23 protein-coding genes and 2 tRNA genes are annotated in these 21,094 nt (G+C 68.7%); 11 read left to right on the forward strand and 14 right to left on the reverse strand.

All coding sequences use genetic code 11. From position 1 onward, the window contains the following. Positions 1-72: 72 nt before the first annotated feature. Positions 73-939 carry a LysR family transcriptional regulator ArgP gene (locus KF941_RS16430; RefSeq protein WP_072460782.1) on the forward strand — a complete coding sequence of 289 codons (867 nt, stop codon included), beginning with the start codon at positions 73-75 and terminating at the stop codon, positions 937-939. A gap of 39 nt (positions 940-978) precedes the next feature. Here KF941_RS16430 and KF941_RS16435 read toward each other — a convergent pair whose 3' ends face one another. The 9 genes from KF941_RS16435 to KF941_RS16475 form a co-directional block, all read right to left on the reverse strand. Further along, positions 979-1,719 (reverse strand): YebC/PmpR family DNA-binding transcriptional regulator, encoded by a 741-nt coding sequence (locus tag KF941_RS16435; RefSeq protein WP_036749451.1) that lies wholly within the window; start codon positions 1,717-1,719, stop codon positions 979-981. Between the two features lie 65 nt (positions 1,720-1,784). Next, positions 1,785-2,033, reverse strand: a complete 249-nt coding sequence (locus tag KF941_RS16440) for a ribbon-helix-helix domain-containing protein (protein WP_052095667.1) — start codon at positions 2,031-2,033, stop codon at positions 1,785-1,787. Next, on the reverse strand, positions 2,026-2,232 hold the full coding sequence (locus KF941_RS16445) for a DUF4169 family protein (protein WP_072460783.1): 207 nt from the start codon (positions 2,230-2,232) through the stop codon (positions 2,026-2,028). The genes KF941_RS16440 and KF941_RS16445 overlap by 8 nt, the downstream gene beginning before the upstream one ends. A gap of 2 nt (positions 2,233-2,234) precedes the next feature. Next, positions 2,235-3,632: a class II fumarate hydratase gene (gene fumC / locus KF941_RS16450; protein WP_214273954.1), complete on the reverse strand. Its 1,398-nt coding sequence runs from the start codon at positions 3,630-3,632 to the stop codon at positions 2,235-2,237. Positions 3,633-3,724: 92 nt separating this feature from the next. After that, positions 3,725-4,189, reverse strand: coding sequence for a ClpXP protease specificity-enhancing factor SspB (locus KF941_RS16455; RefSeq protein WP_084196773.1), 465 nt, complete (start codon positions 4,187-4,189; stop codon positions 3,725-3,727). A 167-nt stretch (positions 4,190-4,356) separates the two neighbouring features. Then, positions 4,357-4,433, reverse strand: a tRNA-Asp gene (locus tag KF941_RS16460). Between the two features lie 28 nt (positions 4,434-4,461). Further along, positions 4,462-4,538, reverse strand: a tRNA-Asp gene (locus tag KF941_RS16465). A 142-nt stretch (positions 4,539-4,680) separates the two neighbouring features. Then, positions 4,681-5,502 (reverse strand): PRC-barrel domain-containing protein, encoded by an 822-nt coding sequence (locus KF941_RS16470; RefSeq protein ID WP_072460786.1) that lies wholly within the window; start codon positions 5,500-5,502, stop codon positions 4,681-4,683. Positions 5,503-5,657: 155 nt separating this feature from the next. After that, positions 5,658-6,761 carry an anhydro-N-acetylmuramic acid kinase gene (locus KF941_RS16475; RefSeq protein WP_214273955.1) on the reverse strand — a complete coding sequence of 368 codons (1,104 nt, stop codon included), beginning with the start codon at positions 6,759-6,761 and terminating at the stop codon, positions 5,658-5,660. Positions 6,762-6,819: 58 nt separating this feature from the next. On the opposite strand from KF941_RS16475, the gene tyrS reads away from it, so the two are divergent. Then, entirely contained in the window at positions 6,820-8,064 is a 1,245-nt protein-coding gene (tyrS, locus tag KF941_RS16480; protein WP_072460788.1) for a tyrosine--tRNA ligase, read from the forward strand. 119 nt (positions 8,065-8,183) lie between these two features. After that, positions 8,184-8,660: a DUF4177 domain-containing protein gene (locus KF941_RS16485; protein ID WP_214273956.1), complete on the forward strand. Its 477-nt coding sequence runs from the start codon at positions 8,184-8,186 to the stop codon at positions 8,658-8,660. Between the two features lie 70 nt (positions 8,661-8,730). On the opposite strand, the gene KF941_RS16490 is transcribed toward KF941_RS16485, so the two are convergent. Further along, positions 8,731-8,946, reverse strand: a complete 216-nt coding sequence (locus tag KF941_RS16490; protein ID WP_072460790.1) for a SlyX family protein — start codon at positions 8,944-8,946, stop codon at positions 8,731-8,733. A gap of 48 nt (positions 8,947-8,994) precedes the next feature. Between KF941_RS16490 and hisS the strand changes: the two genes are divergently transcribed. From hisS to KF941_RS16510, 4 genes are read left to right on the forward strand one after another with little or no spacing between them, the layout of a single operon-like run. Then, a complete protein-coding gene (gene hisS, locus KF941_RS16495; RefSeq protein WP_036749426.1) occupies positions 8,995-10,479 on the forward strand; it encodes a histidine--tRNA ligase in 1,485 nt (494 codons plus the stop codon). Further along, positions 10,476-11,543, forward strand: a complete 1,068-nt coding sequence (locus KF941_RS16500) for an ATP phosphoribosyltransferase regulatory subunit (protein ID WP_214273957.1) — start codon at positions 10,476-10,478, stop codon at positions 11,541-11,543. Before hisS ends, KF941_RS16500 begins: the two co-directional genes overlap by 4 nt. After that, a complete protein-coding gene (hisG, locus tag KF941_RS16505; protein WP_036749418.1) occupies positions 11,540-12,217 on the forward strand; it encodes an ATP phosphoribosyltransferase in 678 nt (225 codons plus the stop codon). The genes KF941_RS16500 and hisG overlap by 4 nt, the downstream gene beginning before the upstream one ends. A gap of 52 nt (positions 12,218-12,269) precedes the next feature. Continuing rightward, positions 12,270-12,641, forward strand: coding sequence for a hypothetical protein (locus tag KF941_RS16510; RefSeq protein WP_240540459.1), 372 nt, complete (start codon positions 12,270-12,272; stop codon positions 12,639-12,641). Positions 12,642-12,695: 54 nt separating this feature from the next. On the opposite strand, the gene ftsY is transcribed toward KF941_RS16510, so the two are convergent. Continuing rightward, positions 12,696-13,808: a signal recognition particle-docking protein FtsY gene (gene ftsY, locus KF941_RS16515; RefSeq protein ID WP_214273958.1), complete on the reverse strand. Its 1,113-nt coding sequence runs from the start codon at positions 13,806-13,808 to the stop codon at positions 12,696-12,698. 128 nt (positions 13,809-13,936) lie between these two features. Next, positions 13,937-14,866, reverse strand: a complete 930-nt coding sequence (locus tag KF941_RS16520) for a class I fructose-bisphosphate aldolase (protein ID WP_072460903.1) — start codon at positions 14,864-14,866, stop codon at positions 13,937-13,939. 138 nt (positions 14,867-15,004) lie between these two features. On the opposite strand from KF941_RS16520, the gene KF941_RS16525 reads away from it, so the two are divergent. Then, positions 15,005-15,220: a hypothetical protein gene (locus KF941_RS16525; RefSeq protein ID WP_072460793.1), complete on the forward strand. Its 216-nt coding sequence runs from the start codon at positions 15,005-15,007 to the stop codon at positions 15,218-15,220. Between the two features lie 142 nt (positions 15,221-15,362). Here KF941_RS16525 and KF941_RS16530 read toward each other — a convergent pair whose 3' ends face one another. Next, positions 15,363-16,559 (reverse strand): phosphoglycerate kinase, encoded by a 1,197-nt coding sequence (locus KF941_RS16530; protein WP_114534933.1) that lies wholly within the window; start codon positions 16,557-16,559, stop codon positions 15,363-15,365. Positions 16,560-16,737: 178 nt separating this feature from the next. Here KF941_RS16530 and KF941_RS16535 point away from each other — a divergent pair, with 178 nt between their 5' ends. After that, positions 16,738-17,247: a peptidylprolyl isomerase gene (locus tag KF941_RS16535; protein WP_011748208.1), complete on the forward strand. Its 510-nt coding sequence runs from the start codon at positions 16,738-16,740 to the stop codon at positions 17,245-17,247. After that, the gene (locus KF941_RS16540) at positions 17,237-17,842 is read left to right on the forward strand and encodes a peptidylprolyl isomerase (RefSeq protein WP_214273959.1); all 606 of its coding nucleotides are present in this window, start codon (positions 17,237-17,239) and stop codon (positions 17,840-17,842) included. The genes KF941_RS16535 and KF941_RS16540 overlap by 11 nt, the downstream gene beginning before the upstream one ends. A 517-nt stretch (positions 17,843-18,359) precedes the next feature. Here KF941_RS16540 and gatB read toward each other — a convergent pair. Next, on the reverse strand, positions 18,360-19,877 hold the full coding sequence (gene gatB, locus KF941_RS16545; RefSeq protein ID WP_036749405.1) for an Asp-tRNA(Asn)/Glu-tRNA(Gln) amidotransferase subunit GatB: 1,518 nt from the start codon (positions 19,875-19,877) through the stop codon (positions 18,360-18,362). Between the two features lie 153 nt (positions 19,878-20,030). On the opposite strand from gatB, the gene KF941_RS16550 reads away from it, so the two are divergent. Continuing rightward, a complete protein-coding gene (locus KF941_RS16550) occupies positions 20,031-20,687 on the forward strand; it encodes a UdgX family uracil-DNA binding protein (RefSeq protein ID WP_346429000.1) in 657 nt (218 codons plus the stop codon). Positions 20,688-21,094 lie beyond the last annotated feature (407 nt).

Here is a 21,094-nt window from a genome sequence, read left to right on the forward strand (position 1 = left end):
TCGCCCGCCGTCTTGCCCTGGCCCGTCACTTCAGGCAAATTCAAAATCGTTACGCTGGTTAAGGTTACCTTAATGCTCGACTATGCCGCCCTGGCTGTGCTGGCCGAGATCATCCGCCGCGGCAGCTTCGAGGCGGCGGCGGCAGCGCTCGGCGTCACCCCCTCGGCAGTGTCGCAGCGCATCAAGGGGCTGGAAGAGCGGCTGGGCCAGGTGCTGGTCCATCGCGGCCCGCCGGCCCGCGGCACCGAAACCGGGCTGCGGCTGATGCAGCATCTCGACCAGGTGCGGCTGCTGGAAACCACGCTCGCCGCCAGCCTGCGCCCGCCCGGACCGGCGGTGCTGCGGCTCGCGGTCAATGCCGACAGCCTGGCGACCTGGTTCCTGCCGGTGATGGCGGCGCTGCCGGCGCTCTACGACCTGGTGCTGGACGACCAGGACCATGCCGGCGACTGGCTGCGCCAGGGCCAGGTCTCGGCGGCGATCAGCTCCGACCCCGACCCGGTGCCGGGCTGCGACGCGCTGCCCTTGGGCGCCATGCGCTACCTGGCGCTGGCCACCCCCGATTTCCGCGCCCGGCACTTCCCCGACGGCGTGACCGAGGCCGCGCTGCGCGCCGCCCCCGCCGTCATCTTCAACGCCAAGGACGCGCTGCAATCGCGCTGGGCGCACAGGGCCATAGGCCGGCCGCTGCACCTGGCGGGCCACCTGATCCCGGCCTCGGAACCCTTTGCCCGCGCCATCGAACTCGGTCTCGGCTGGGGCATGGTCCCCGAAGCCATGGCCGCCCCGGCGCTGCGCGACGGCCGGCTGCAACCGCTGCTCCCCGACCTGGCCCTGGACGTGGCGCTCTACTGGCATGTGCAGCGCGCCATGGCGCCCGCCCTCGCCCCGCTGACCGCCGCCATAAGGAAAAGGGCCGCAGCAGAACTGCGACCCTGATTTCTCTGTTCCCCAAATACCCCCGCCGGAGGCGGAAATTCAAAGCTGCGCCGCCACATCCTCGGGAATGTCGAAATTCCCGGTGACGTTCTGCACGTCGTCGTCCTCTTCCAGCGCGTCGATCAGCTTCATCAGCTTCTGCGCCGTCTCCAGGTCGATCTCGGTCGGCGCCTGCGGCTTCCAGATCAGCTTGGCATGCTCGGATTCGCCCAGGGAAGCCTCCAGCGCATTCGAGACCTCGGCCAGGTCGGTGTCCGAGGTATAGATCCAGTGCCCGTCCTCGTCGCTTTCGACATCCTCGGCCCCGGCCTCGATCGCGGCCAGCATCACCGTGTCGGCATCGCCCGCGCCGGCCGGATACAGGATCTCGCCCTTGCGGTCGAACATGAAGCTGACCGAGCCGGTCTGGCCCAGGTCGCCGCCATATTTGGTGAAATAGCTGCGCACGTTCGACGCGGTGCGGTTGCGGTTGTCGGTCATCGCCTCGACGATGATGGCGATGCCGTTGGGGCCATAGCCCTCGTAGCGGATCTCGTCATAGCTCTCGGCATCGCCGCCCTGCGACTTCTTGATGGCGCGGTCGATCACGTCCTTCGGCATCGAGTTCGACTTGGCTTCCTTCACCGCAAGGCGCAGCCGAGGGTTCTTGTCGGGGTCAGGGTCGCCCATCTTGGCGGCGACGGTGATTTCTTTGGCCAGTTTCGAAAACAGCTTCGAGCGCAGCTTGTCCTGCTTGCCCTTGCGATGCTGGATATTGGCCCATTTGGAATGGCCTGCCATGGTATTTCCCGGAAATTTGGATATGTGCTGCGGCTTTTAGTCAGCCAGGGCGCAGGCCGCAAGCATTACGCCCGATTCTTGACGATCTCGGCCAGCACGTAAAGCCGCAGGGCGGTGGCCAGCCCCACCTCGGGCGGGCGGGCGGCGTCGATCTGGGCGATCAGCGCGGCGGTGGTGCGGCCGCCGGCGCGGGCCATGCCGCGCAGCTCGCGCCAGAAGGCATCCTCCAGGCTGACCGAGGTGCGATGCCCGCCGATGGTGATCGAGCGCTTCACCGGCGCGGACATCGGCGGCAGCGGCGGCAGGTCACTCATCGCCTTGCTCCGGCCCCTTGCGATGCTGGTCCAGGTGCCGGGCGGCGCGCGCGGCGGCGTCCTGCTCGGCCAGCTTCTGGACCTTGCTGCGGCCGAACTTCGCCGCATTCTCGTCGCCCTGCCTGCGGGCGGAATCGCGGGCGGCGGATTTGCGCGCCGCCCGCAGGTTCACGACCTTGCCTGAACCGGACCCGGCCAAGATCAGTCTTCCGGGCCGATCATCTGCTCGGGCCGCACGATGCGGTCGAAGGTCTCGCCGTCGACGAAGCCGAGCGCGATGGCCTCCTCGCGCAACGTGGTGCCGTTCTTGTGCGCGGTCTTGGCCACCTTGGTCGCATTGTCATAGCCGATGGTCGGCGCCAGGGCCGTCACCAGCATCAGCGATTCCTTCATCAGCTTCTCGATGCGGGGGATGTTCGCCTCGGTGCCCACGACCATGTTGTCGGTGAACGAACCCGCCGCATCGCCCAGAAGCTGCATGGATTGCAGCACGTTGTAGCTCATCATCGGGTTGTAGACGTTCAGCTCGAAATGGCCCTGCGAGCCGGCGAAGCCGATGGCGGCGTCATTGCCCATGACATGGGCGCAGACCATGGTCAGCGCCTCGGCCTGGGTCGGGTTGACCTTGCCGGGCATGATCGACGAGCCCGGCTCGTTCTCGGGCAGGATCAGCTCGCCCAGGCCCGAGCGCGGACCCGAGCCCAGCAGCCGCATGTCGTTGGCGATCTTGAACAGAGAGGCGGCCACGGTCTTCAGCGCGCCCGAGAAGAACACCATCGCGTCATGCGCGGCCAGCGCCTCGAACTTGTTCGGCGCGGTGACAAAGGGCAGGCCGGTGATCTCGGCGATCTTGGCGGCGATGGCCGTGTCCCAGCCCTTTTTCGTGTTCAGCCCGGTGCCGACGGCAGTGCCGCCCTGCGCCAGCTCGTAGATGTCGCCCAGGGCCAGCTTCACCCGCTCGATGCCCTTCTGGACCTGATGCGCATAGCCGCCGAATTCCTGGCCCAGGGTCAGGGGCGTCGCATCCTGGGTATGGGTGCGGCCGATCTTGATGATGTCCTTGAATTCCCCGGACTTCGCGACCAGCGCCTTGTGCAGCTTTTCCAGCCCCGGCAGCAGCACGTCGCGCGCCTGCATGGCGATGGCGACATGCATGGCGGTCGGGAAGGTGTCGTTCGACGACTGGCCCATGTTCACGTGGTCGTTCGGATGGACCGGCTTCTTCGAGCCCATCTCGCCGCCCAGGATCTCGATGGCGCGGTTCGAGATCACCTCGTTGGCGTTCATGTTCGACTGCGTGCCCGAGCCGGTCTGCCAGACCACCAGCGGGAAGTTGTCGTCGAACTTGCCCGCCACCACTTCCGCGGCCGCCTGCACCATGGCCTTGCCGATGGCCGGGTCCAGCTTGCCGCTGGCCATGTTCACCTCGGCCGCGGCCTGCTTGATCGCACCCAGCGCGCGGATGATCGGCACCGGCTGGCGTTCCCAGCCGATCGGGAAGTTCTGGATCGAGCGCTGGGTCTGGGCGCCCCAATACTTGTCGGCGGGCACCTCCAGCGGGCCGAAGCTGTCGGTCTCGGTGCGGGTGGTCTTGGTCATGGCATGCTCCCTCACGGTGTTGCGAGGGTTCTAGGCCCGATGGCGCGGATTGGCAATCGGCATGCCGTGGTATGCCATGCGCTAACAGCGCCTCACTTGCGCCATTTGTCCAGGCTGACCACCTCGGCGCCGCCCTTCGCGCCCTCCTCGCCCGGCGCCTCGGCCACGGGCGGTTCTTCCTCTTCGGGCTCGTCCTCTTCCTCTTCGTGGTTCTCGAAACGCAGGCCGAACTCGACCGAAGGGTCCACGAAGGTGCGCAGCGCGTCGAAGGGGATATAGAGCGGCTCGGGCGAATTGCCGAAATTCAGCGTGATGTGAAAACCCTCGGGCGTGACCGAGAGATCCTCGAACCAATGCTGGATGACGATGGTCATCTCGTCGGGATAGCGCTCGCGCAGCCAGTCGGCCATCTGCACCTGCGAATCGCGGGTGTCGAAGGTGATGAAGAAATGATGCTCGCCCGGCAGCCCCTCGGTGGCTACCGTTTGCAGCACATCCGCGATCAGCCGCTGCATGGCCCGGTGCATCATTCCGCCGTAATCTATTCCGCGTGCCATGGCGTCCTCCGTCGTGATTGGGGGCCAGCATAGGGAATTGAGGCGGCTTGAAAAGCCCCTTGCGCCGCTGCCGGGCGCGACCGCCGGCCGGCTTCTTCGTTCCCCAAATACCCGAAAAACCGCGCCGGAAGCGCGGCCGCGAAGCCATGGAGGATGAAGGGGAAAGATGGCGCGGTTGACGGGGCTCGAACCCGCGACCCCCGGCGTGACAGGCCGGTACTCTAACCAACTGAGCTACAACCGCGCATCTTTTCGGCGATATATGGTGGTGGTGGCGCGGTTGACGGGGCTCGAACCCGCGACCCCCGGCGTGACAGGCCGGTACTCTAACCAACTGAGCTACAACCGCGCAGACCACTTCCCCCGGATCGCCGTCCGGGGTGCGAGGGGGTTTACGCATGGCGGCGGATGCCGTCAAGGCCGATCTTGTGCAAAAAATGCAAGGGCGCCCCGAAAGGCGCCCCGCTTTGGTCCGAAAACGGCCGCAAGCCTTATTTCCGCACGGTCTTCTCGTCGAAATCCGGCAGGGCCTCCAACTCGGCCTTGGTGTAGTTGGTGGCGAAGAAGGTGTCGTTGCCGATGGTCACCAGGTGGATCGCATCCACGCCCAGCAGCACCTTCTTGGCGCCGATGCCCAGGAAGCCGCCGATATCGGCGACATAGCCGACGACCTGGGCCGAATCATCCAGCACGATGTCGTTCACCTTGGCGATGTCCTGCCATTCGGCCGGTCGCTCCTCGAGCGCGGGCTCGGTCCATTCGGTGGTCGAGGGCTGGTTGGTGGTCCAGATGCGGCGGCTGGTCAGCCAGCTCGACAGCACGCCCGGCTCGGCCTCCGAGATCGCCGGCGGGTTGACGTCGGGCGGCGTCACCGGCGCCTCGGCCGAGGCATCCGCGGCGGCATCGGCCGCGTCGCCCGCGGCATCGGCGGCTTCCTCGGCGGCGCCGGCGGCATCGGTCGCGGCATCCTCGGCCGCTTCGGGCACGGCGTCGCCCGCAGGCGCGCCGGGGGCGGCGCCCATGCCGGCGGCGGCGCCGGTCGCATCATTGGCGGCATCGCTGGCCGCATCGGCGGCCTCGGCGGCGTCCTGGGCGGCCTCGGCCGCGGCGTCGCCGGTTTCCTCGGCCGCCTGGTCGGCAGCCTGTTCCGCCTGATCGGCGGCCTGCTCGGCCTGGTCGGCCGCCTGCTCGGTCGCGGTCGCGGCGTCTTCGACCTGCTCGGCGGGCATCTCGGCCGGCGGCGTGGTCTCGGTCTGCGCAAAGGCAGAACCGGCAAGGGCCAGGGTGGTGGCGGCGATGACAAGAGGTTTCATGGACGATGTCCTTTCCGGTTGTCGTTGTCACGGACGGCGGGTGCCGTCATATGCCCGTCCAACGTCACCATCCGCCGCATCGTTCCCGCGAAATGGCGCCGAAACAATCACAAGGCGGAAATCCGCCTGTGATCGCGCCCCGGCCGCAGGCCGCCTCAGCGCCGCGGCGGATGGCTGATGCGCCCGCCGCAGACCGGCCCCGGCGCCCCGGTGGTTCCCGGCCCCGAGGTCGGCAGCCCGCGCAACACCCGCACCGCCAGCCAACCGAAGGCCTGCGCCTCGAGCATGTCGCCATCGAGCCCGACCTCCTCGACCGGCGCGACGCGGGCCGGCAGCCGCGCCGCCAGCGCCGCCATCATCGCGGCATTGTGCCGCCCGCCGCCGCAGACCAGGACCAGCCCCGGCGCCCGCTCCAGGGCCGCCACCCCCGCCGCCACCGCCGCGGCCGCGGCATGGGTCAGCGTCGCCGCCGCATCGGCGTCCGAAAGCCCCGCCACCTCGGCCGCAAGCGTGGGGAAAGCGTCGCGGTCCAGCGATTTCGGCACCGGCCGGGCGAAATGCGGATGTTCCAGGAAGCGGGCGACGACGCCCTCGTCCGGCCTGCCCTGCAAGGCGAGCCGCCCGCCCTCGTCCCGCGCCAGCCCGCGCCGGGCGCGCATCAGGTCGTTCACGGGCGCATTGGCCGGGCCGGTGTCGAAGGCGATGCAGGCCCCCGGCGCCTCGGGCGCCCCGGCGGCGGGATCGACCCAGGTCAGGTTGCCCACGCCGCCCAGGTTCAGGAAGGCCACCGGCGCGCGCGGCAAAAGCCCCCGCCCCATCGCCCATTCCGCGCAGGCCCAGTGGAAGAAGGGCGCAAGCGGCGCCCCCTCGCCGCCTTGCCGCACGTCCTCGCTGCGGAAATCCCAGACCACCGGCCGGCCCAGCTTGCGCGCCAGCGCGGCGCCATCGCCGGCCTGATGCGTGCCGCGCCCCCCCGGATCATGCGCCAGCGTCTGGCCGTGATAGCCGACCAGTTCCGCATCGGGGAACCCTTCGGCCAGCGCGGCATGGGCGGCGACCGACAGCGCGGCGGCATCCGCCACGTCCGGCCCGCCCGGCCATTGCCCCAGCGCCGCGTGCAGCAGGCCGGATTCGTTGCCGGAATAGGCGCGATAGGCGCTGCGGCCGAAACCGGCGATCCGCGTCCCGTCGGTCTCGATCATCGCCGCGTCCACCCCGTCCAGCGAGGTGCCCGACATCATCCCCAGCGCTTGGATCATCCTGCTTTCCCTTCGGCCCTTCCCCCGGTATATCCGCGCCAGTCGAAAGGAAAAGCCCATGACCTACCGTGCCAAATCCGATTTCCTGAACGTGATGATCGAGCGTGGCTACCTGGCGGACTGCACCGACATGCAGGCGCTGGACGAGGCCCTGATCGAAGGCCCGGTGACGGCATATATCGGCTATGACGCGACGGCGGCCAGCCTGCATGTCGGGCACCTTCTGAACATCATGATGCTGCGCTGGTTCCAGAAGACCGGCAACCGCCCGATCACGCTGATGGGCGGCGGCACCACCAAGGTCGGCGATCCCAGCTTCCGCAGCGAGGAACGCCCGCTGCTGACCCCGGATGCGATCCAGTCCAACATCGACGGCATGCAGCAGGTCTTCGCCCGCTACCTCGACTATGGCGACGGCCATGCGATGATGCTCAACAATGCCGAATGGCTGGACAGCCTGAACTACCTCGACTTCCTGCGCGACATCGGCCGGCATTTCAGCGTCAACCGCATGCTCAGCTTCGAATCGGTCAAGTCGCGGCTCGACCGCGAGCAATCGCTGAGCTTCCTCGAATTCAACTACATGATCCTGCAGGCCTATGACTTCCTCGAGCTTTACCGGCGCTACGGCTGCCGGCTGCAGATGGGCGGCTCGGACCAATGGGGCAATATCGTCAACGGCATCGACCTGACCCGCCGGGTGCTGGATGCCGAGATCTGGGGCCTGACCTCGCCCTTGCTGACCACCTCGGACGGGCGCAAGATGGGCAAGTCGGCCGGCGGCGCGGTCTGGCTCAACGGGGCGATGCTGTCGCCCTACGAATTCTGGCAGTTCTGGCGCAACACCACCGACGCCGATGTCGGCCGGTTCCTGAAACTCTACACCGAGCTGCCGGTCAAGGAATGCGACCGCCTCGGCGCGCTTTCGGGCTCCGAGATCAACGCGGCCAAGATCATCCTGGCCAATGAGGTGACGACGCTGCTGCACGGCGCCGAAGCGGCAGCCTCGGCCGAGGCGACCGCACGCGAAGTCTTCGAGCAGGGCGGCGCCGGCGGCGATCTCGAGGTGGTGACGGTCAGCGCCGACGCGCTGGCCTCGGGCCTTACCGTGGTGCAGCTGCTGGCGCAGACCGGCATCACCGCCTCGGGCAAGGAGGCCAAGCGCCTGATCGCCGAAGGGGGGCTGCGGCTCAACAACGAAGCCGTCAGCGACCCGCAGCTGGCGGTCGACGCGGCGCTGATCGGCGACGGGCTGAAGGTCTCGGTCGGCAAGAAAAAGCACCGCATGGTGCAGCTGGGATAGGCGCAGGCTGGCCGGGCCCCTCCCCGGCCCGCCCCTCACGGCCGCGTGCAACGCGCGGCCCGGCGCTTCCCTTGCCTGCGCATCTCGCCTAACCTGCGGCGCAAAGGAAAGGCCCATGCATGAGCAGCTATGAATACACCGTCATCCCCGCCCCCGCGCGCGGCGAAAAGACCAGGGGCGCGCGCAGCGGCATCGAGCGTTTCGCCGCCACCCTCGCCGATGTCCTGAACGAGATGGCCCGCGACGGCTGGGACTATGTCCGCGCCGAAACCCTGCCGGCCGAGGAACGCTCGGGCCTGACCAGCCGCACCACGGTCTATCACAACCTGCTGGTCTTCCGCCGCCCGCTCGCCCAGGCCGAAGAGCGGCCCACCGCCGCAGCGCATCAGCAACCGCAGCCGCAGCCGGCCCCAGCCGAGTCCCAGCCGGAACCCGAGCCCCCCGCCCGCGGCCCGTTCAGCCAGCCGATGCGGGCGGCGCCGAAACCCGCGGCCCCGGCCGCGCCGAACCTGCGCCCGCGCATGGCGGAACCGCCGCTGACCGCACCGCAAGCCCCGGCCCCCGCGGGCCCGCGCCTGGGCCCGGCCAGCCGCTGATTTCTCTGTTCTCCAAATACTCCGGGGTGAGCCCCCGGAACGGGGGCGAGGGGCAGAGCCCCTTACCCCCTCACCAATGCGGCGGCCGCTGGTCGGCCAAGGGCACGGTCCCCGCCTCGGCCTCGCGTTCCGCCTCGCGCTCCATCAGCATGCCGACATGGCGCGCCAGCCGCCCGATCTCGCCTTCCTGCCGGGCGACGATGCCCGACAGATCCTCGACGCTGCGCGCCAGATAGGCCACGGCCTCCTCCAGCCGTTCGATCCGTTCCTGCGTCTGCTTGTCCATCCATCCTCCATCCGCTAGACCGCCGCATGGAAAAGCCCGAGGCAAACCATGGCGAAAGATCAGAAGAAACAGCCCCGTCCCAAGGCCGAGACGCCCAAGGGGTTCCGCGACTATTTCGGCGCGGACGTGACCGAACGCAAGCAGATGCTCGACCGCATCGCCGAGATCTATCATCGCCACGGCTTCGAGCCCCTGGAAACCAGTGCCGTGGAAACCGTCGAGGCGCTGGGAAAGTTCCTGCCCGACGTGGACCGGCCCAATGCCGGCGTCTTCGCCTGGCAGGAATCGGACGTCCCCGGCGGCGGCTCCGGCGACTGGCTGGCGCTGCGCTATGACCTGACGGCGCCCTTGGCCCGCGTCGCCGCGCAGTTCCGCAACGACCTGCCCTCGCCCTATCGCCGCTATGCCATGGGCCCGGTCTGGCGCAACGAAAAGCCCGGTCCCGGCCGCTTCCGCCAGTTCTACCAATGCGACGCAGATACCGTGGGCTCGGCCTCGGTCGCGGCGGATGCCGAGATCTGCGCCATGCTGGCGGCGGCGCTGGAACATGCCGGCATCGCTCGCGGCGACTACCTGATCCGCATCAACAACCGCAAGGTGCTGAACGGCATCCTGGAGGCCATGGGCGTCGCGCAGGGCAAGCCCGCCGACGACGTGCTGCGCACCATCGACAAGTTCGACAAGGTCGGCGAGGACGGCGTGCGCCAACTGCTGACCACCGGCCGCAAGGACGATTCCGGCGCCTTCATCGAAGGCGTGGGGCTGGCCCCCGAACAGGCCGGGCCGGTCCTCGCCTTCCTGACCTCCAAGGGCGCGGACAACGCCGAGACGCTTTCGAACCTGCGCGCCGCCGTCGGCGCCTCGGCCACCGGCGCCGAGGGGGTCGAGGAACTGGCCCAGATCGCCGAGATGCTTTCCGCCATGGGCGTGGGCGAGGATCGCGCCGTCATCGACCCCTCGATCGTGCGGGGCCTGGGCTATTACACCGGCCCGGTCTTCGAAGCCGAGCTGACCTTCGAGATCCTGGACGACAAGGGCCGCAAGCGCCAGTTCGGCTCGGTCGCCGGCGGCGGGCGCTACGACGGGCTGGTGGAACGCTTCACCGGCCAGAAGGTGCCGGCAACCGGGGTTTCCATCGGCGTGGACCGCCTGCTCGCCGCCCTGCGCGCCAAGGGGCTGATGGGCGGGACCGCGCAGGGCCCGGTCGTCGTCACCGTCATGGACCGCGAGCGCATGGCCGATTACCAGGCCATGGCCGCCGAGCTGCGCCAGGCCGGCATCCGGGCCGAGGTCTATCTGGGCAACCCCAAGAACTTCGGCAACCAGTTGAAATATGCCGACAAGCGCAATGCCCCCGTCGCCGTCATCCAGGGCGGGGACGAGGCGGCGCGCGGCGTGGTGCAGGTCAAGGACCTGGTCCTCGGCGCCAGGATCGCCGCCGAGGCCAGCCACGAGGAATGGAAGGCCCAGCCCGCCCAGACCGAGGTCGCCCGCGCCGACCTGGTCGCGGAAGTCCGGCGTATCCTGGGATGAGCAAGCGCGAGAAACAGGCCATCGGCCAGCAGATCCTGGCCGCCTTTCGCGCCGCGGGCGCCGAGGAAGTGGCGCCCGACCTGCTGCTGCCGGCCGAGACGCTGCTGGACCTTTACGGCGAGGACATCCGCGCCCGCGCCTATGTGACGCAAGACCCGATCCGGGGCGAGATGATGCTGCGCCCCGACTTTACCGTGCCGGTGGTGCAGATGCACATGGCGAACGGCGCCGAGCCCGCCCGCTATTGCTACCTGGGCGAGGTGTTTCGCAAGCAGGACCATGGCGAGACCCGGCCCGAGCATCCGCGCGACAACGAATACCTGCAGGCCGGCTTCGAGCTTTTCGCCCGCGACCCCGAGGCCGATGCCGAGGTCTTCGCCCTCTTCCACCACATCCTCGCGCCCTTGCGGCTGCAGGCCAGCATGGGCGACATGGACCTGCTGATGGATGCGGTGCGCGCCCTGCCGCTGTCCGGCGCCCGCCGCGCCGCGCTTCTGCATCACATCTGGCGGCCGCACCGCTTTGCCAAGGCGCTCGCGCGCTTTGCCGCCCCGGCCGAGCCGCGGGAGTTTTCCGAAAGCGCCGCGCCCTGGACCGGGCTGCGTTCGCCGGCCGAGATGCAGGCCCGCATCGACCGGCTGCGCAGCGACGCCGCCGAGGCCCCGCTGCCGCCACAATGGGTCGAGCGGCTGGAGCGGCTTTTCGCCATCGAGGCCCCGGCGCCCGAGGCGCTGCGGCAGCTCCGCGCCCTCGCCGCCGAGATCCCCGACATCGCCGAGGCCGTGGACCGGCTGGAGCGCAACCTGGCGGCGCTGTCGGCACGCGGCATCGACGTGGGCGCCATCCATTTCGACGCCAGCCACGGCCGGCACACGATGGAATATTACGACGGCATGACCTTCAGCTTTGCCGCGGCGGGGCGCGCGGACTGGCCGCCGGTCGCCTCGGGCGGGCGCTACGACGCGCTGGCGGCGGTGCTGGGACAGGCGCAGGGCCGCTCGATCCCCGCGGTCGGCGGCATCATCCGGCCGGGTCTGGTCCATGAACTGGGAGGCATCGGATGATCCGGCTGGGCGTGCCGTCCAAGGGGCGGCTGATGGAGCAATGTTTCGACTGGTTCGCCGCCCGCGGCGTAACCCTGTCGCGCGCCGGCTCGGACCGCGAATATGCCGGCCGGGTCGATGGGGCGGACAACGTGGCGCTGGTGCTGCTGTCGGCGGGCGAGATCCCGCGCGAACTCATGGCCGGCCGCATCCACCTGGGCGTGACAGGCACCGACCTGATCCGCGAGAAGCTGGCGGGCTGGCGCAGCCATGTCGAGGAACTGGCGCCGATGGGCTTCGGCCATGCCGACCTGATCCTCGCCGTGCCGGCCTGCTGGTCTGATTGCGAAACGCTGGACGATTTCGCCACCATCGCCCGCGATTTCCGCGCCGAGCACGGCTTTCGCCTGCGCATCGCCACCAAGTATCACCGGCTGGTGCGCGCCTGGCTCTCGGCCGAGGAGGTCGCGGATTACCAGCTGGTGGACAGCCAGGGCGCGACCGAGGGCACGGTGGCCAACCTGACCGCCGAGGCCATCGCCGACATCACCTCGTCCGGGGAGACGCTGCGGGCCAATCACCTGAAGATCATCGGCGAGGAACCGATCCTGCGCTCGCAGGCGACGCTTCTGCGCTCGCGCGCGGCGGGGGACGAGGCCGAGGTGCGCGATTTCGCGGCGCGGCTCGGGCTTTAGAAACCCGCGGCCGGGCGGAAGCGTTGATGTCCCGCACCGCCAAGGGAGAAAGATGATGCGCCTGGCCGCCCTGATGCTGATCCTGTCCGCAAGCCCCGCGCTGGCCTCGTCCGAAGAGGCCTGGGAGCAGTTCCGCAAGGATGTCGAGAGCGCCTGCACGGCGCTGGCGCCCGAGGCGGGCGAGACGGCGATCGAGGTCAACCCCTTCGGCTCGGAGAGCTATGGCGCGGCGCTCTTGATCACCACGCTCGCCGATGGCGGGGTGGACCGCTATGTCTGCATCTATGACAAGCAGGCGGGAACCGCCGAGCTGACCGCGCCCTTTACGCCGCCGCAGGACGTGGTCGAGCCCATGGCCGACCCGGCGGGCAATGTGGCGCCGGTCGAGGACACCAGGACGGACGCGCATCTCGTCAAGCCGTGACGCCCGCGCCGGTTGTGCGGTCGCATGGGTATTTGAAGAACGAAGAAGCCGGGGTCAGTCCCCGAGCCCGACCAGCGCGCGGGCGAATTCGCGGGCGTCGAAAGCGTCGAGATCGTCGATCTGCTCGCCCACGCCGATGGCATGGATCGGCAGGCCGAAACGGTCGGCCAGGGCCACCAGCACGCCGCCGCGCGCGGTGCCGTCCAGCTTGGTCATGACCAGGCCCGAGACATCGGCCAGCTTCTGGAAGGTCTCGACCTGGCTCAGCGCGTTCTGGCCGGTGGTGGCGTCCAGCACCAGCAGGGTGTTGTGCGGTGCACTGGGATCCTTCTTGCGGATGACGCGCACGATCTTGGCCAGTTCCTCCATCAGGTCCTGGCGGTTCTGCAAGCGGCCGGCGGTGTCGATCATCAGAAGGTCGGCGCCCTCGGCCTCGGCCCTGGTCATGGCGTCGAAGGCAAGGCTTGCTGGGTCGGTGCCCTCGGGCGCGGTCATCACCGGCACGCCGGCACGCTGGCCCCAGACCTGCAATTGCTCGACGGCGGCGGCGCGGAAGGTGTCGCCCGCGGCGATCACCACCTTCTTGCCCGCCGCCTTGAACTGGCTGGCGAGCTTGCCGATGGTCGTGGTCTTGCCCGAGCCGTTCACGCCCACCACCAGCACCACCTGCGGCCGCTTGGGATAAAGCGGCAGCGGCTTGGCCACCGGCGTCATGATGCGGGCGATCTCGCCGGCCAGAAGCTCCTTCAGCTCGGTGGCGGAAATGCGGCGCCCCATGCGGCCCTCGGCGATATTGGCGGTGACGCGCAGCGCCGTCTCGACCCCCATGTCGGCCTGGATCAGCATCTCCTCGAGCTGCTCCAGCATCTCGTCGTCCAGTTCGCGACGCGGCTCGGCCATGGCGGGCGTGCGGCCGAAGATGCGGCCCAGCATCCCCGGACGCGCGTCGGGCGATGCGGCAGGATCGGCGGTGGGTTGGGGCTCCGCGACCGGGGCCGGCATGGGCTGCGCCGCCGGGGCGGGCGCCGGCGCCAGCCCGGCGGGCCGTTCGGGTGCCGATGCCGGCTTTTCCTCGCCGGCGCCGTCCGAGACGATCTCGTCCAGCCCCGCGCCGATCTTCGACGAGGACCGCGTCAGCCGGTCGCGCAGCTTCGAGAAAAACGACATGCACCCATCCTTCTGCTTGTGGCGCAGAACCTAGGGCTTCCGAGGCCAAAGGAAAAGGGCGCCCCGAACCGGACGCCCCTTCTTCGTTCTGAAAATACTCCGGGGTGTGGGGCAGAGCCCCACGGCAATCAGGCCTTGCCCAGGTAGATGTCCACCAGCTTGCCCAGCATCTCCAGCGCATCCTCGCGCGAGCGCTGGAAGCTGTTGCGGCCGATGATCGAGCCGTTGCCGCCACCGTCGCGGATGGCGCGGGCATCGTCGAAGACCGCATCCGCGCCCTTGGCCGCCCCGCCCGAGAACACCACGATGCGGCGGCCGTTGAAGGCCGACTGCATGCAATGCGCCACGCGCTTGGCCTGGGTCGAGATGTCGATGCCCTTGGCCTCGTAGACCTTTTTCGCCTCGCCCAGTTCCAGGTGGTCGGTCGAAAGCTTGATCTTGATGACATGGGCGCCGATCAGCGCCGCGATCTGCGCGGCATAGGCGGCAATGTCGATCGCCGTCTCGCCGTCCTTGCTGATCGCCTCGCCGCGCGGATAGGACCAGACCACGGTCGCCACGCCCTTGGCGGCGGCTTCCTTGCGCATCTCGACGATCTCCTCGATCATGTCGAGCGCCATGTCCGAGCCCGGATAGATGGTGAAGCCGATGGCCGAGCAACCCAGCCGCAGCGCATCGTCGACCGAGGCGGTGATCGCCTGGTTCTTGCCGGCCGTGTCCGACATCAGCGAATTGGCCGAGTTCACTTTCAGGATCGTGGGGATCTGGCCGGCGAAGGTGTCGGCGCCCGCCTCGATCATGCCCAGGGGCGCGGCATAGGCGTTGAGCCCGGCGTCGATCGCCAGCTGGTAATGGTAATGCGGGTCATAGCCGGCCGGGTTCGGCGCAAAGCTGCGCGCGGGGCCATGTTCGAACCCCTGGTCCACGGGCAGGATGATCATCTTGCCGGTGCCGGCCAGCTTGCCGGTCATCAGCATGCGGGCCAGCTGTGCCTTCACACCCGGCGCTTCGCCCTCGTAATTGGCGAGGATCTTGCGGACGGTATCGGTCATCTGCATCGGGAACTCCATGTCTGAATGCGGGCTGATTAACAGACCAGCCGGCAAGGGCAATCGCGATTGCGCTAACGGAACCCCCTGCCGGCGCCGGGCGTTGCTCTTGCGCTGGAACGGAGGGGCAATTGGGGGGAATTTCCAATGGCGAACGAAGATCCCGACGGCATTCCCGAACAGATCCGCCAGAACCGGCCCTTCTTCCTGGTGCTGGGACTGGCCTTCGTGGTCTCGATCGGGGCCTTTCTCTACATCCTGTTCCTCGACACCGACTCGCGCGACGTCTCGCGCAATGCGCCGCCCGCCGCGACCGCGCCGGTCGTGCCGGCCGGCGAAGCCGCGCCGGCCGAGGGGAACTGACCGCAGCCGGCAGGGGACGCATCCGTGCCCCCTGCCGCCGACGCGAATGCGCCTATCCGGCAAGGCCCAGGATTTAAGGCCCAAGATTTCCGGGCTGCGAAAGGCCCCGCAAAGGGCCCTTTCGCATCCCGTCACGCAGGGCTCAGCGCTTTTGCAGGGCCGCCACGCCGGGCAGTTCCTTGCCCTCCATCCATTCCAGGAAGGCGCCGCCCGCGGTCGAGATGAAGGTGAAATCGCCCGAGACCCCGGCCTTGTTCAGCGCCGCCACCGTATCGCCGCCGCCGGCGACCGAGATCAGCTTGCCCTCGCGGGTCAGCCGCGCCGCCTCTTGCGCCGCGGCATTGGTCGCGGCATCGAAGGGCGGGATCTCGAAGGCGCCGAGCGGGCCGTTCCAGATCAGCGTGCGGCTGGCCTCGAAGACCTCGCGGATCTTCGCCACCGTGGCGGGGCCGGCGTCCAGGATCATCGCGTCCGCCGGGCAGGCGTCCGCCGCCACCGTCTCGCTGTCGGCACCGGCCTTGAATTCGCGCGCCACCACCACGTCCACCGGCAGGTGGATGGTGCAGCCGGTCTTTTCCGCCTTGGCCATGATCTCGCGCGCGGTATCGGCCATGTCGCGCTCGGCCAGCGACTTGCCGACCTCGATGCCCTGGGCGACCAGGAAGGTGTTGGCCATGCCGCCGCCGATCACCAGGTGGTCCACCTTCTCGATCAGGTTGCCGAGCAGGTCGAGCTTGGTCGAGACCTTGGCGCCGCCGACCACGGCCGCGACCGGGCGCTGCGGATTGCCGAGCGCGGCGTCCAGCGCCTTGAGTTCCGCCTCCATCAGCCGGCCGGCCGCGGCGGGCAGGAGCCGCGCGATCCCTTCGGTCGAGGCATGCGCCCGATGCGCGGCCGAGAAGGCGTCGTTGACATAGACCTGGCCCAGGGCGGCCAGCGAGGCGGCGCAGGTCGCGTCGTTGGTTTCCTCGCCCGGATAGAAGCGGGTGTTTTCCAAGAGCAGGACATCGCCCGGCTTCAGGTCGGCCACGGCGCGCTTGGCCGGCCCGCCGATGGCCTCGTCCGCGAACTTGACCTCCTGGCCCAGGGCGCGCTCGAGCGAGGGCACCACCACCTTCAGGCTCATGCTGTCCACGCGCTTGCCCTTGGGGCGGTCGAAATGCGCCAGCAGCACCGGGATGCCGCCCTTGGCCTGGATGTCCTTGACGGTGGGCACGATCTTTTCGATCCGCGTGGCATCGCTGACCTGGCCGTTTTCGACCGGGACGTTCACGTCCACGCGGACAAGCACCACCTTGCCGTCAAGCTCCAGGTCGTCGATCGTGTTGAAATCCGCCATGCTCATGTCCCTTTCATGTTGGGCTGACCGTCCCCCGCCGGGGTTTTCCCGCATCATGACATTTTCGTCAACCGGCGGCAGAAGCCGGGCATGCGGCGAAACGCGCGGCGCCGGCGGGCGTTGTCTGGGCGGGGCGAAACGCTTATGCCTTTGCCCAAGCCATCAGAAGGAGACCCCCATGGCCGAGATCAAGGATCCCGAGAACACGGTCATCATCGAGCTGAAGGACGGCCCGGTGGTGATCGAGCTGCTGCCCGACGTGGCGCCGAAACATGCCGAGCGCATGAAGGAACTGGCCCGCGCCGGGAAATACGACAACGTGGCCTTCCACCGCGTGATCGAGGGCTTCATGGCCCAGACCGGCGACGTGGAACATGCCAACATGGAGAACAACTACAATCCGGGCCGCGCCGGCACCGGCGGCTCGGACCTGCCCGACCTGCCGGCCGAGTTCTCGCGCCTGCCGCATGACCGCGGCACGCTGGGCGCGGCGCGCTCGATGAACCCGAACTCGGCCAACAGCCAGTTCTTCATCAATTTCAAGGACAACCATTTCCTGAACGGCCAGTATACCGTCTATGGCCGGGTCATCGAGGGCATGGAGCATGTCGACAAGATCGCCCGCGGCGAGCCGCCGGCGAATCCCGACCGGATGATCTCGGTGAAGGTTGCGGCCGATGTGGAATAAGCTGCCGGTTCCCGCCCTGGTGCTGGCCGCCGGCGCCGCCGCCCATCCAGCCCTGGCCGAGGGCCTGCCGGGCGTCACCGACGGGCCGGGCCCGAACCTGGTGATCGAGGTGGCCGATTCCAAGGGCGCCGCCAAGGGCCGGATCGTGCTGGACCTTTACAACGACAAGGCGCCGAACCATGTCGAGCGCCTGGTGACGCTGGCGAAATCGGGCGCCTATGACGGGGTGGTGTTCCATCGCGTGATCGACGGCTTCATGGCCCAGACCGGCGATGTCGAATTCGGCAAGCACGGCAGCGATACCGCGCGGGCGGGCATGGGCGGCTCGAACATGCCGGACCTGGCGGCCGAGTTCAACGATGTCAGCTTCCAGGCCGGCACGGTGGGCATGGCGCGGGCGCAGGATCCCAACAGCGCCAACAGCCAGTTCTTCATCGACCTGGCGCCGGCGACCTTCCTGGACGGGCAATATACCGTGGTCGGCCAGCTGGTCGACGGCTGGGACGTGCTGAACGCGATCAAGAAGGGCGACCCGGCCGCCAATGGCGCGGTGGTCGAGCCCGACTACATGGTCAAGGTGACGGTCGAGGAGTGATCCCCGGCCCCGCCTGACCACGGCCCCGCGTTCCGGCGCGGGGCCTTTTCCATGGGGGGTGTCCGCCAAGGTCATCCGAGGATGACCCGCCTGCGATGCAGGACGAGGCGGCCAGTCGCGAAACGGCTCCGGTATCAGCAGCTGCCGGCCCGGATGCCAGCCAGACGGCTTGTCTATCTCGGGCCAGACCTCGTGCCAGCCATCCTGAACGATGGCTGAGGGCGCCCTCAGGGGTCTGATCTTGATACCCAAACTCGCCCCCGCAGCACGAGCATATCGCCCAGGATGGGCAATCTCCCGCTGGCCCATAGTGAAGGCTGCTGCAGACCGCAGACATGGCGGAAAGGTGCGGGCTTTTCATGCCGGGCGGGAATGGCGGAGGCTTGCCGACAGGCCGGACCGCGTGGCGGAAAACGGCCGAAGGGCTTGCCCTTGCGCGGCTGGGCGTGGCCGGAAAGGCCCTTTGCCCTGCCCCGCCCAAGCCGCGCCGCGGCGTGGGCCGGCTGTCCGCGGCGGATCAGGCCAGGGCGAGCTTCTTGGCCACCAGTTCGTTCACCGCGGCCGGGTTGGCCTTGCCGCCGGTGGCCTTCAGCACCTGGCCCACGAACCAGCCGGCCAGCTTGGGATTGGCCCGCGCCTTTTCGACCTGCGCCGGATTGGCGGCGATGATCTCGTCCACCGCCGCCTCGATGGCGCCCAGGTCGGTGACCTGCTTCATGCCGCGCGCCTCGACGATCTGGGCCGGATCGCCGCCTTCGGTCCACAGGATCTCGAACAGTTCCTTGGCGATCTTGCCCGAGATCGCGCCCGAGCCGATCAGGTCGATCACGCCGCCCAGCTGGGCGGCCGAGACGGGCGAGGTCTCGACGCTCAGCCCTTCCTTGTTCAGCCGGCCGAACAGCTCGTTGATGACCCAGTTCGCCGCCTGCTTGCCGTCGCGCCCGGCGGCGACCTGCTCGAAATAGTCGGCGCTTTCGACCTCGGCGGTCAGCACGCCGGCATCGTATTCGGACAGGCCCAGTTCGGTGACGAAACGCGCCTTCTTCTCGTCCGGCAGTTCCGGCATCGCGCCGGCGATCTCGTCCACCCAGCCCTGCTCGATCTCCAGCGGCAGCAGGTCGGGATCGGGGAAATAGCGGTAGTCATGCGCCTCTTCCTTGGAGCGCATCGAGCGGGTCTCGCCCCGGTCGGGGTCGTAGAGCCGGGTTTCCTGCACCACCTTGCCGCCGTCCTCGATGATGGCGATCTGGCGGCGGGCCTCGTAGTCGATGGCGGCCTGGATGAAGCGCAGCGAGTTCATGTTCTTGATCTCGCAGCGGGTGCCGAGATGGCTGAAATCGCCGGTCTCCTGGTAGCGCTCATAGGCGCCGGGCGCGCAGACCGAGACGTTCACGTCGGCGCGCAGGTTGCCGTTCTGCATGTTGCCGTCGCAGGTGCCCAGGTAGCGCATGATCTGGCGAAGTTTCGCGACATAGGCGGCCGCTTCCTCGGGGCCGCGGATATCGGGGCGGCTGACGATCTCCATCAGCGCGACGCCGGTGCGGTTCAGGTCGACGAAGGACATGTTCGGGTCCATGTCGTGGATCGACTTGCCGGCATCCTGTTCCAGGTGGATACGCTCGATCCTGACGCGGCGGGCGACGCCGGGGGCCATGTCCACGATCACCTCGCCCTCGCCCACGATGGGGTGATAGAGCTGGCTGATCTGGTAGCCCTGCGGCAGGTCGGGATAGAAATAGTTCTTGCGGTCGAAGGCCGAGACCAGGTTGATCGCCGCCTTCAGGCCCAGCCCGGTCTTGACCGCCTGCGCCACGCAGAATTCGTTGATGACCGGCAGCATCCCCGGCATGGCGGCGTCGACGAAGGCGACATGGCTGTTCGGCTCGGCCCCGAAGCCGGTCGAGGCGCCGGAAAACAGCTTGGCGTTCGAGGCGACCTGGGCATGGACCTCCAGCCCGATGACCAGTTCCCAGTCCTGTTTCGCACCCTGGATGGTTTTCGGTTCGGGGGCGGTATAGGTCAGATGGTCAAGCATGGCATTTCCCCTGGCAAGGCTGCCCCGCCTTCTAGGCGCTTGGCGCGCGGCTCGCAAGGGTCGCGCGGGCGGTGGAACAAAGCCGCGGCCGGAAGGTTGGCCCCGACATGGACGGGATGAAAGCCATGGGATTTTTCCACGCCGCCCAGCTGCGTGCGTCCAGGCCGCCGGGCCGCGGGACGCAGAAGGAGGCGGCGCATGTCCAGCGCGGAAATTGAGGCCGGCTCGCTGGCCGAACTGGCCCAGGCCGAGGCGGCCTGCACGCGCTGCCCGCTTTATCTCCACGCCACGCAGGTCGTTCCGGGCGAAGGGCACCGGCAGGCGCGGATGATGGTGGTGGGCGAACAGCCCGGCGACAAGGAAGACCTTGCCGGCCGCCCCTTCGTCGGTCCGGCCGGACAGCTTTTCGACCAGATCCTGGCCGAGGCGGGCATCCCGCGCGGGCAGGTCTTCGTCACCAATGCCGTCAAGCATTTCAAGTTCGCGCCCCGCGGCAAGCGCCGCCTGCACCGCCGCCCCAATGCCGGCGAGATCGACCGCTGCAAATGGTGGCTGGGGCAGGAACTCAAGCTGGTGGCCCCCGCCGTCCTGGTGGCGATGGGCGCGACGGCGGTGCGCAGCCTGCTGGGGCGACCGGCGACGATCTCGTCCCTGCGTGGCGGGATCCGCCGGCTGGAGGGCGGCATGCCGATGATCGTGACCATCCATCCCTCCTGGCTGCTGCGCATCCGCGATGCGGCCGAGCGGGAGACCGAGCGCAGGCGGTTCCTGGCCGATCTGAAGCGGGGCTGGGGGCTGGTGGGCGGCTGACCGCGCGTTTGCGGGAACATTCGCGCGCTTGGCAGGTTCACATTCACCCTGGAAGCACAGGCCGGCGCAAGCGATGTCCCTCTCGTGCCCCGACAAGTCGGGACGCAATCGCAAAAGCGGTGGCGGTCCCGGTCGCGGCCGGCGGTTTCCGGGGTCGAGGCGGCCCTGCCCCTGGCGGTCGCGGCCCTGCTGCCGGACACGGCGGGGGCTGGACGGCTGCCGAACGGGCCGCCTCGATTTCGCTTGGTCCTCCGCCTTGCACGGGAACCAAGGCCGGCGCAGGGGGTTTGGAAAATCCCCCTGCCGGAACGCCCCCTCAACCGGAATGAGGCCCCAGCATGAGACCACCGCTTGCCGCAAAGGCCCGAACCAACCCGCCAATCGGGCGGCAGGACCGGCCGGCAGCG

Source organism: Paracoccus sp. pheM1 (assembly GCF_018499825.1).
Taxonomy (GTDB): Bacteria; Pseudomonadota; Alphaproteobacteria; order Rhodobacterales; family Rhodobacteraceae; genus Paracoccus; species Paracoccus versutus.

What these genes read in the sequence shown, in the direction of transcription:
- KF941_RS16430 (WP_072460782.1), top strand. Translation starts at nt 73, where the DNA reads ATGCTCGACTATGCCGCCCTGGCTGTGCTGGCCGAGATCATCCGCCGC.
- KF941_RS16435 (WP_036749451.1), bottom strand. Translation starts at nt 1,719, where the DNA reads ATGGCAGGCCATTCCAAATGGGCCAATATCCAGCATCGCAAGGGCAAG.
- KF941_RS16440 (WP_052095667.1), bottom strand. Translation starts at nt 2,033, where the DNA reads ATGAGTGACCTGCCGCCGCTGCCGCCGATGTCCGCGCCGGTGAAGCGC.
- fumC (WP_214273954.1), bottom strand. Translation starts at nt 3,632, where the DNA reads ATGACCAAGACCACCCGCACCGAGACCGACAGCTTCGGCCCGCTGGAG.
- KF941_RS16455 (WP_084196773.1), bottom strand. Translation starts at nt 4,189, where the DNA reads ATGGCACGCGGAATAGATTACGGCGGAATGATGCACCGGGCCATGCAG.
- KF941_RS16470 (WP_072460786.1), bottom strand. Translation starts at nt 5,502, where the DNA reads ATGAAACCTCTTGTCATCGCCGCCACCACCCTGGCCCTTGCCGGTTCT.
- KF941_RS16475 (WP_214273955.1), bottom strand. Translation starts at nt 6,761, where the DNA reads ATGATCCAAGCGCTGGGGATGATGTCGGGCACCTCGCTGGACGGGGTG.
- tyrS (WP_072460788.1), top strand. Translation starts at nt 6,820, where the DNA reads ATGACCTACCGTGCCAAATCCGATTTCCTGAACGTGATGATCGAGCGT.
- KF941_RS16485 (WP_214273956.1), top strand. Translation starts at nt 8,184, where the DNA reads ATGAGCAGCTATGAATACACCGTCATCCCCGCCCCCGCGCGCGGCGAA.
- KF941_RS16490 (WP_072460790.1), bottom strand. Translation starts at nt 8,946, where the DNA reads ATGGACAAGCAGACGCAGGAACGGATCGAACGGCTGGAGGAGGCCGTG.
- hisS (WP_036749426.1), top strand. Translation starts at nt 8,995, where the DNA reads ATGGCGAAAGATCAGAAGAAACAGCCCCGTCCCAAGGCCGAGACGCCC.
- KF941_RS16500 (WP_214273957.1), top strand. Translation starts at nt 10,476, where the DNA reads ATGAGCAAGCGCGAGAAACAGGCCATCGGCCAGCAGATCCTGGCCGCC.
- hisG (WP_036749418.1), top strand. Translation starts at nt 11,540, where the DNA reads ATGATCCGGCTGGGCGTGCCGTCCAAGGGGCGGCTGATGGAGCAATGT.
- KF941_RS16510 (WP_240540459.1), top strand. Translation starts at nt 12,270, where the DNA reads ATGATGCGCCTGGCCGCCCTGATGCTGATCCTGTCCGCAAGCCCCGCG.
- ftsY (WP_214273958.1), bottom strand. Translation starts at nt 13,808, where the DNA reads ATGTCGTTTTTCTCGAAGCTGCGCGACCGGCTGACGCGGTCCTCGTCG.
- KF941_RS16520 (WP_072460903.1), bottom strand. Translation starts at nt 14,866, where the DNA reads ATGCAGATGACCGATACCGTCCGCAAGATCCTCGCCAATTACGAGGGC.
- KF941_RS16525 (WP_072460793.1), top strand. Translation starts at nt 15,005, where the DNA reads ATGGCGAACGAAGATCCCGACGGCATTCCCGAACAGATCCGCCAGAAC.
- KF941_RS16530 (WP_114534933.1), bottom strand. Translation starts at nt 16,559, where the DNA reads ATGGCGGATTTCAACACGATCGACGACCTGGAGCTTGACGGCAAGGTG.
- KF941_RS16535 (WP_011748208.1), top strand. Translation starts at nt 16,738, where the DNA reads ATGGCCGAGATCAAGGATCCCGAGAACACGGTCATCATCGAGCTGAAG.
- KF941_RS16540 (WP_214273959.1), top strand. Translation starts at nt 17,237, where the DNA reads ATGTGGAATAAGCTGCCGGTTCCCGCCCTGGTGCTGGCCGCCGGCGCC.
- gatB (WP_036749405.1), bottom strand. Translation starts at nt 19,877, where the DNA reads ATGCTTGACCATCTGACCTATACCGCCCCCGAACCGAAAACCATCCAG.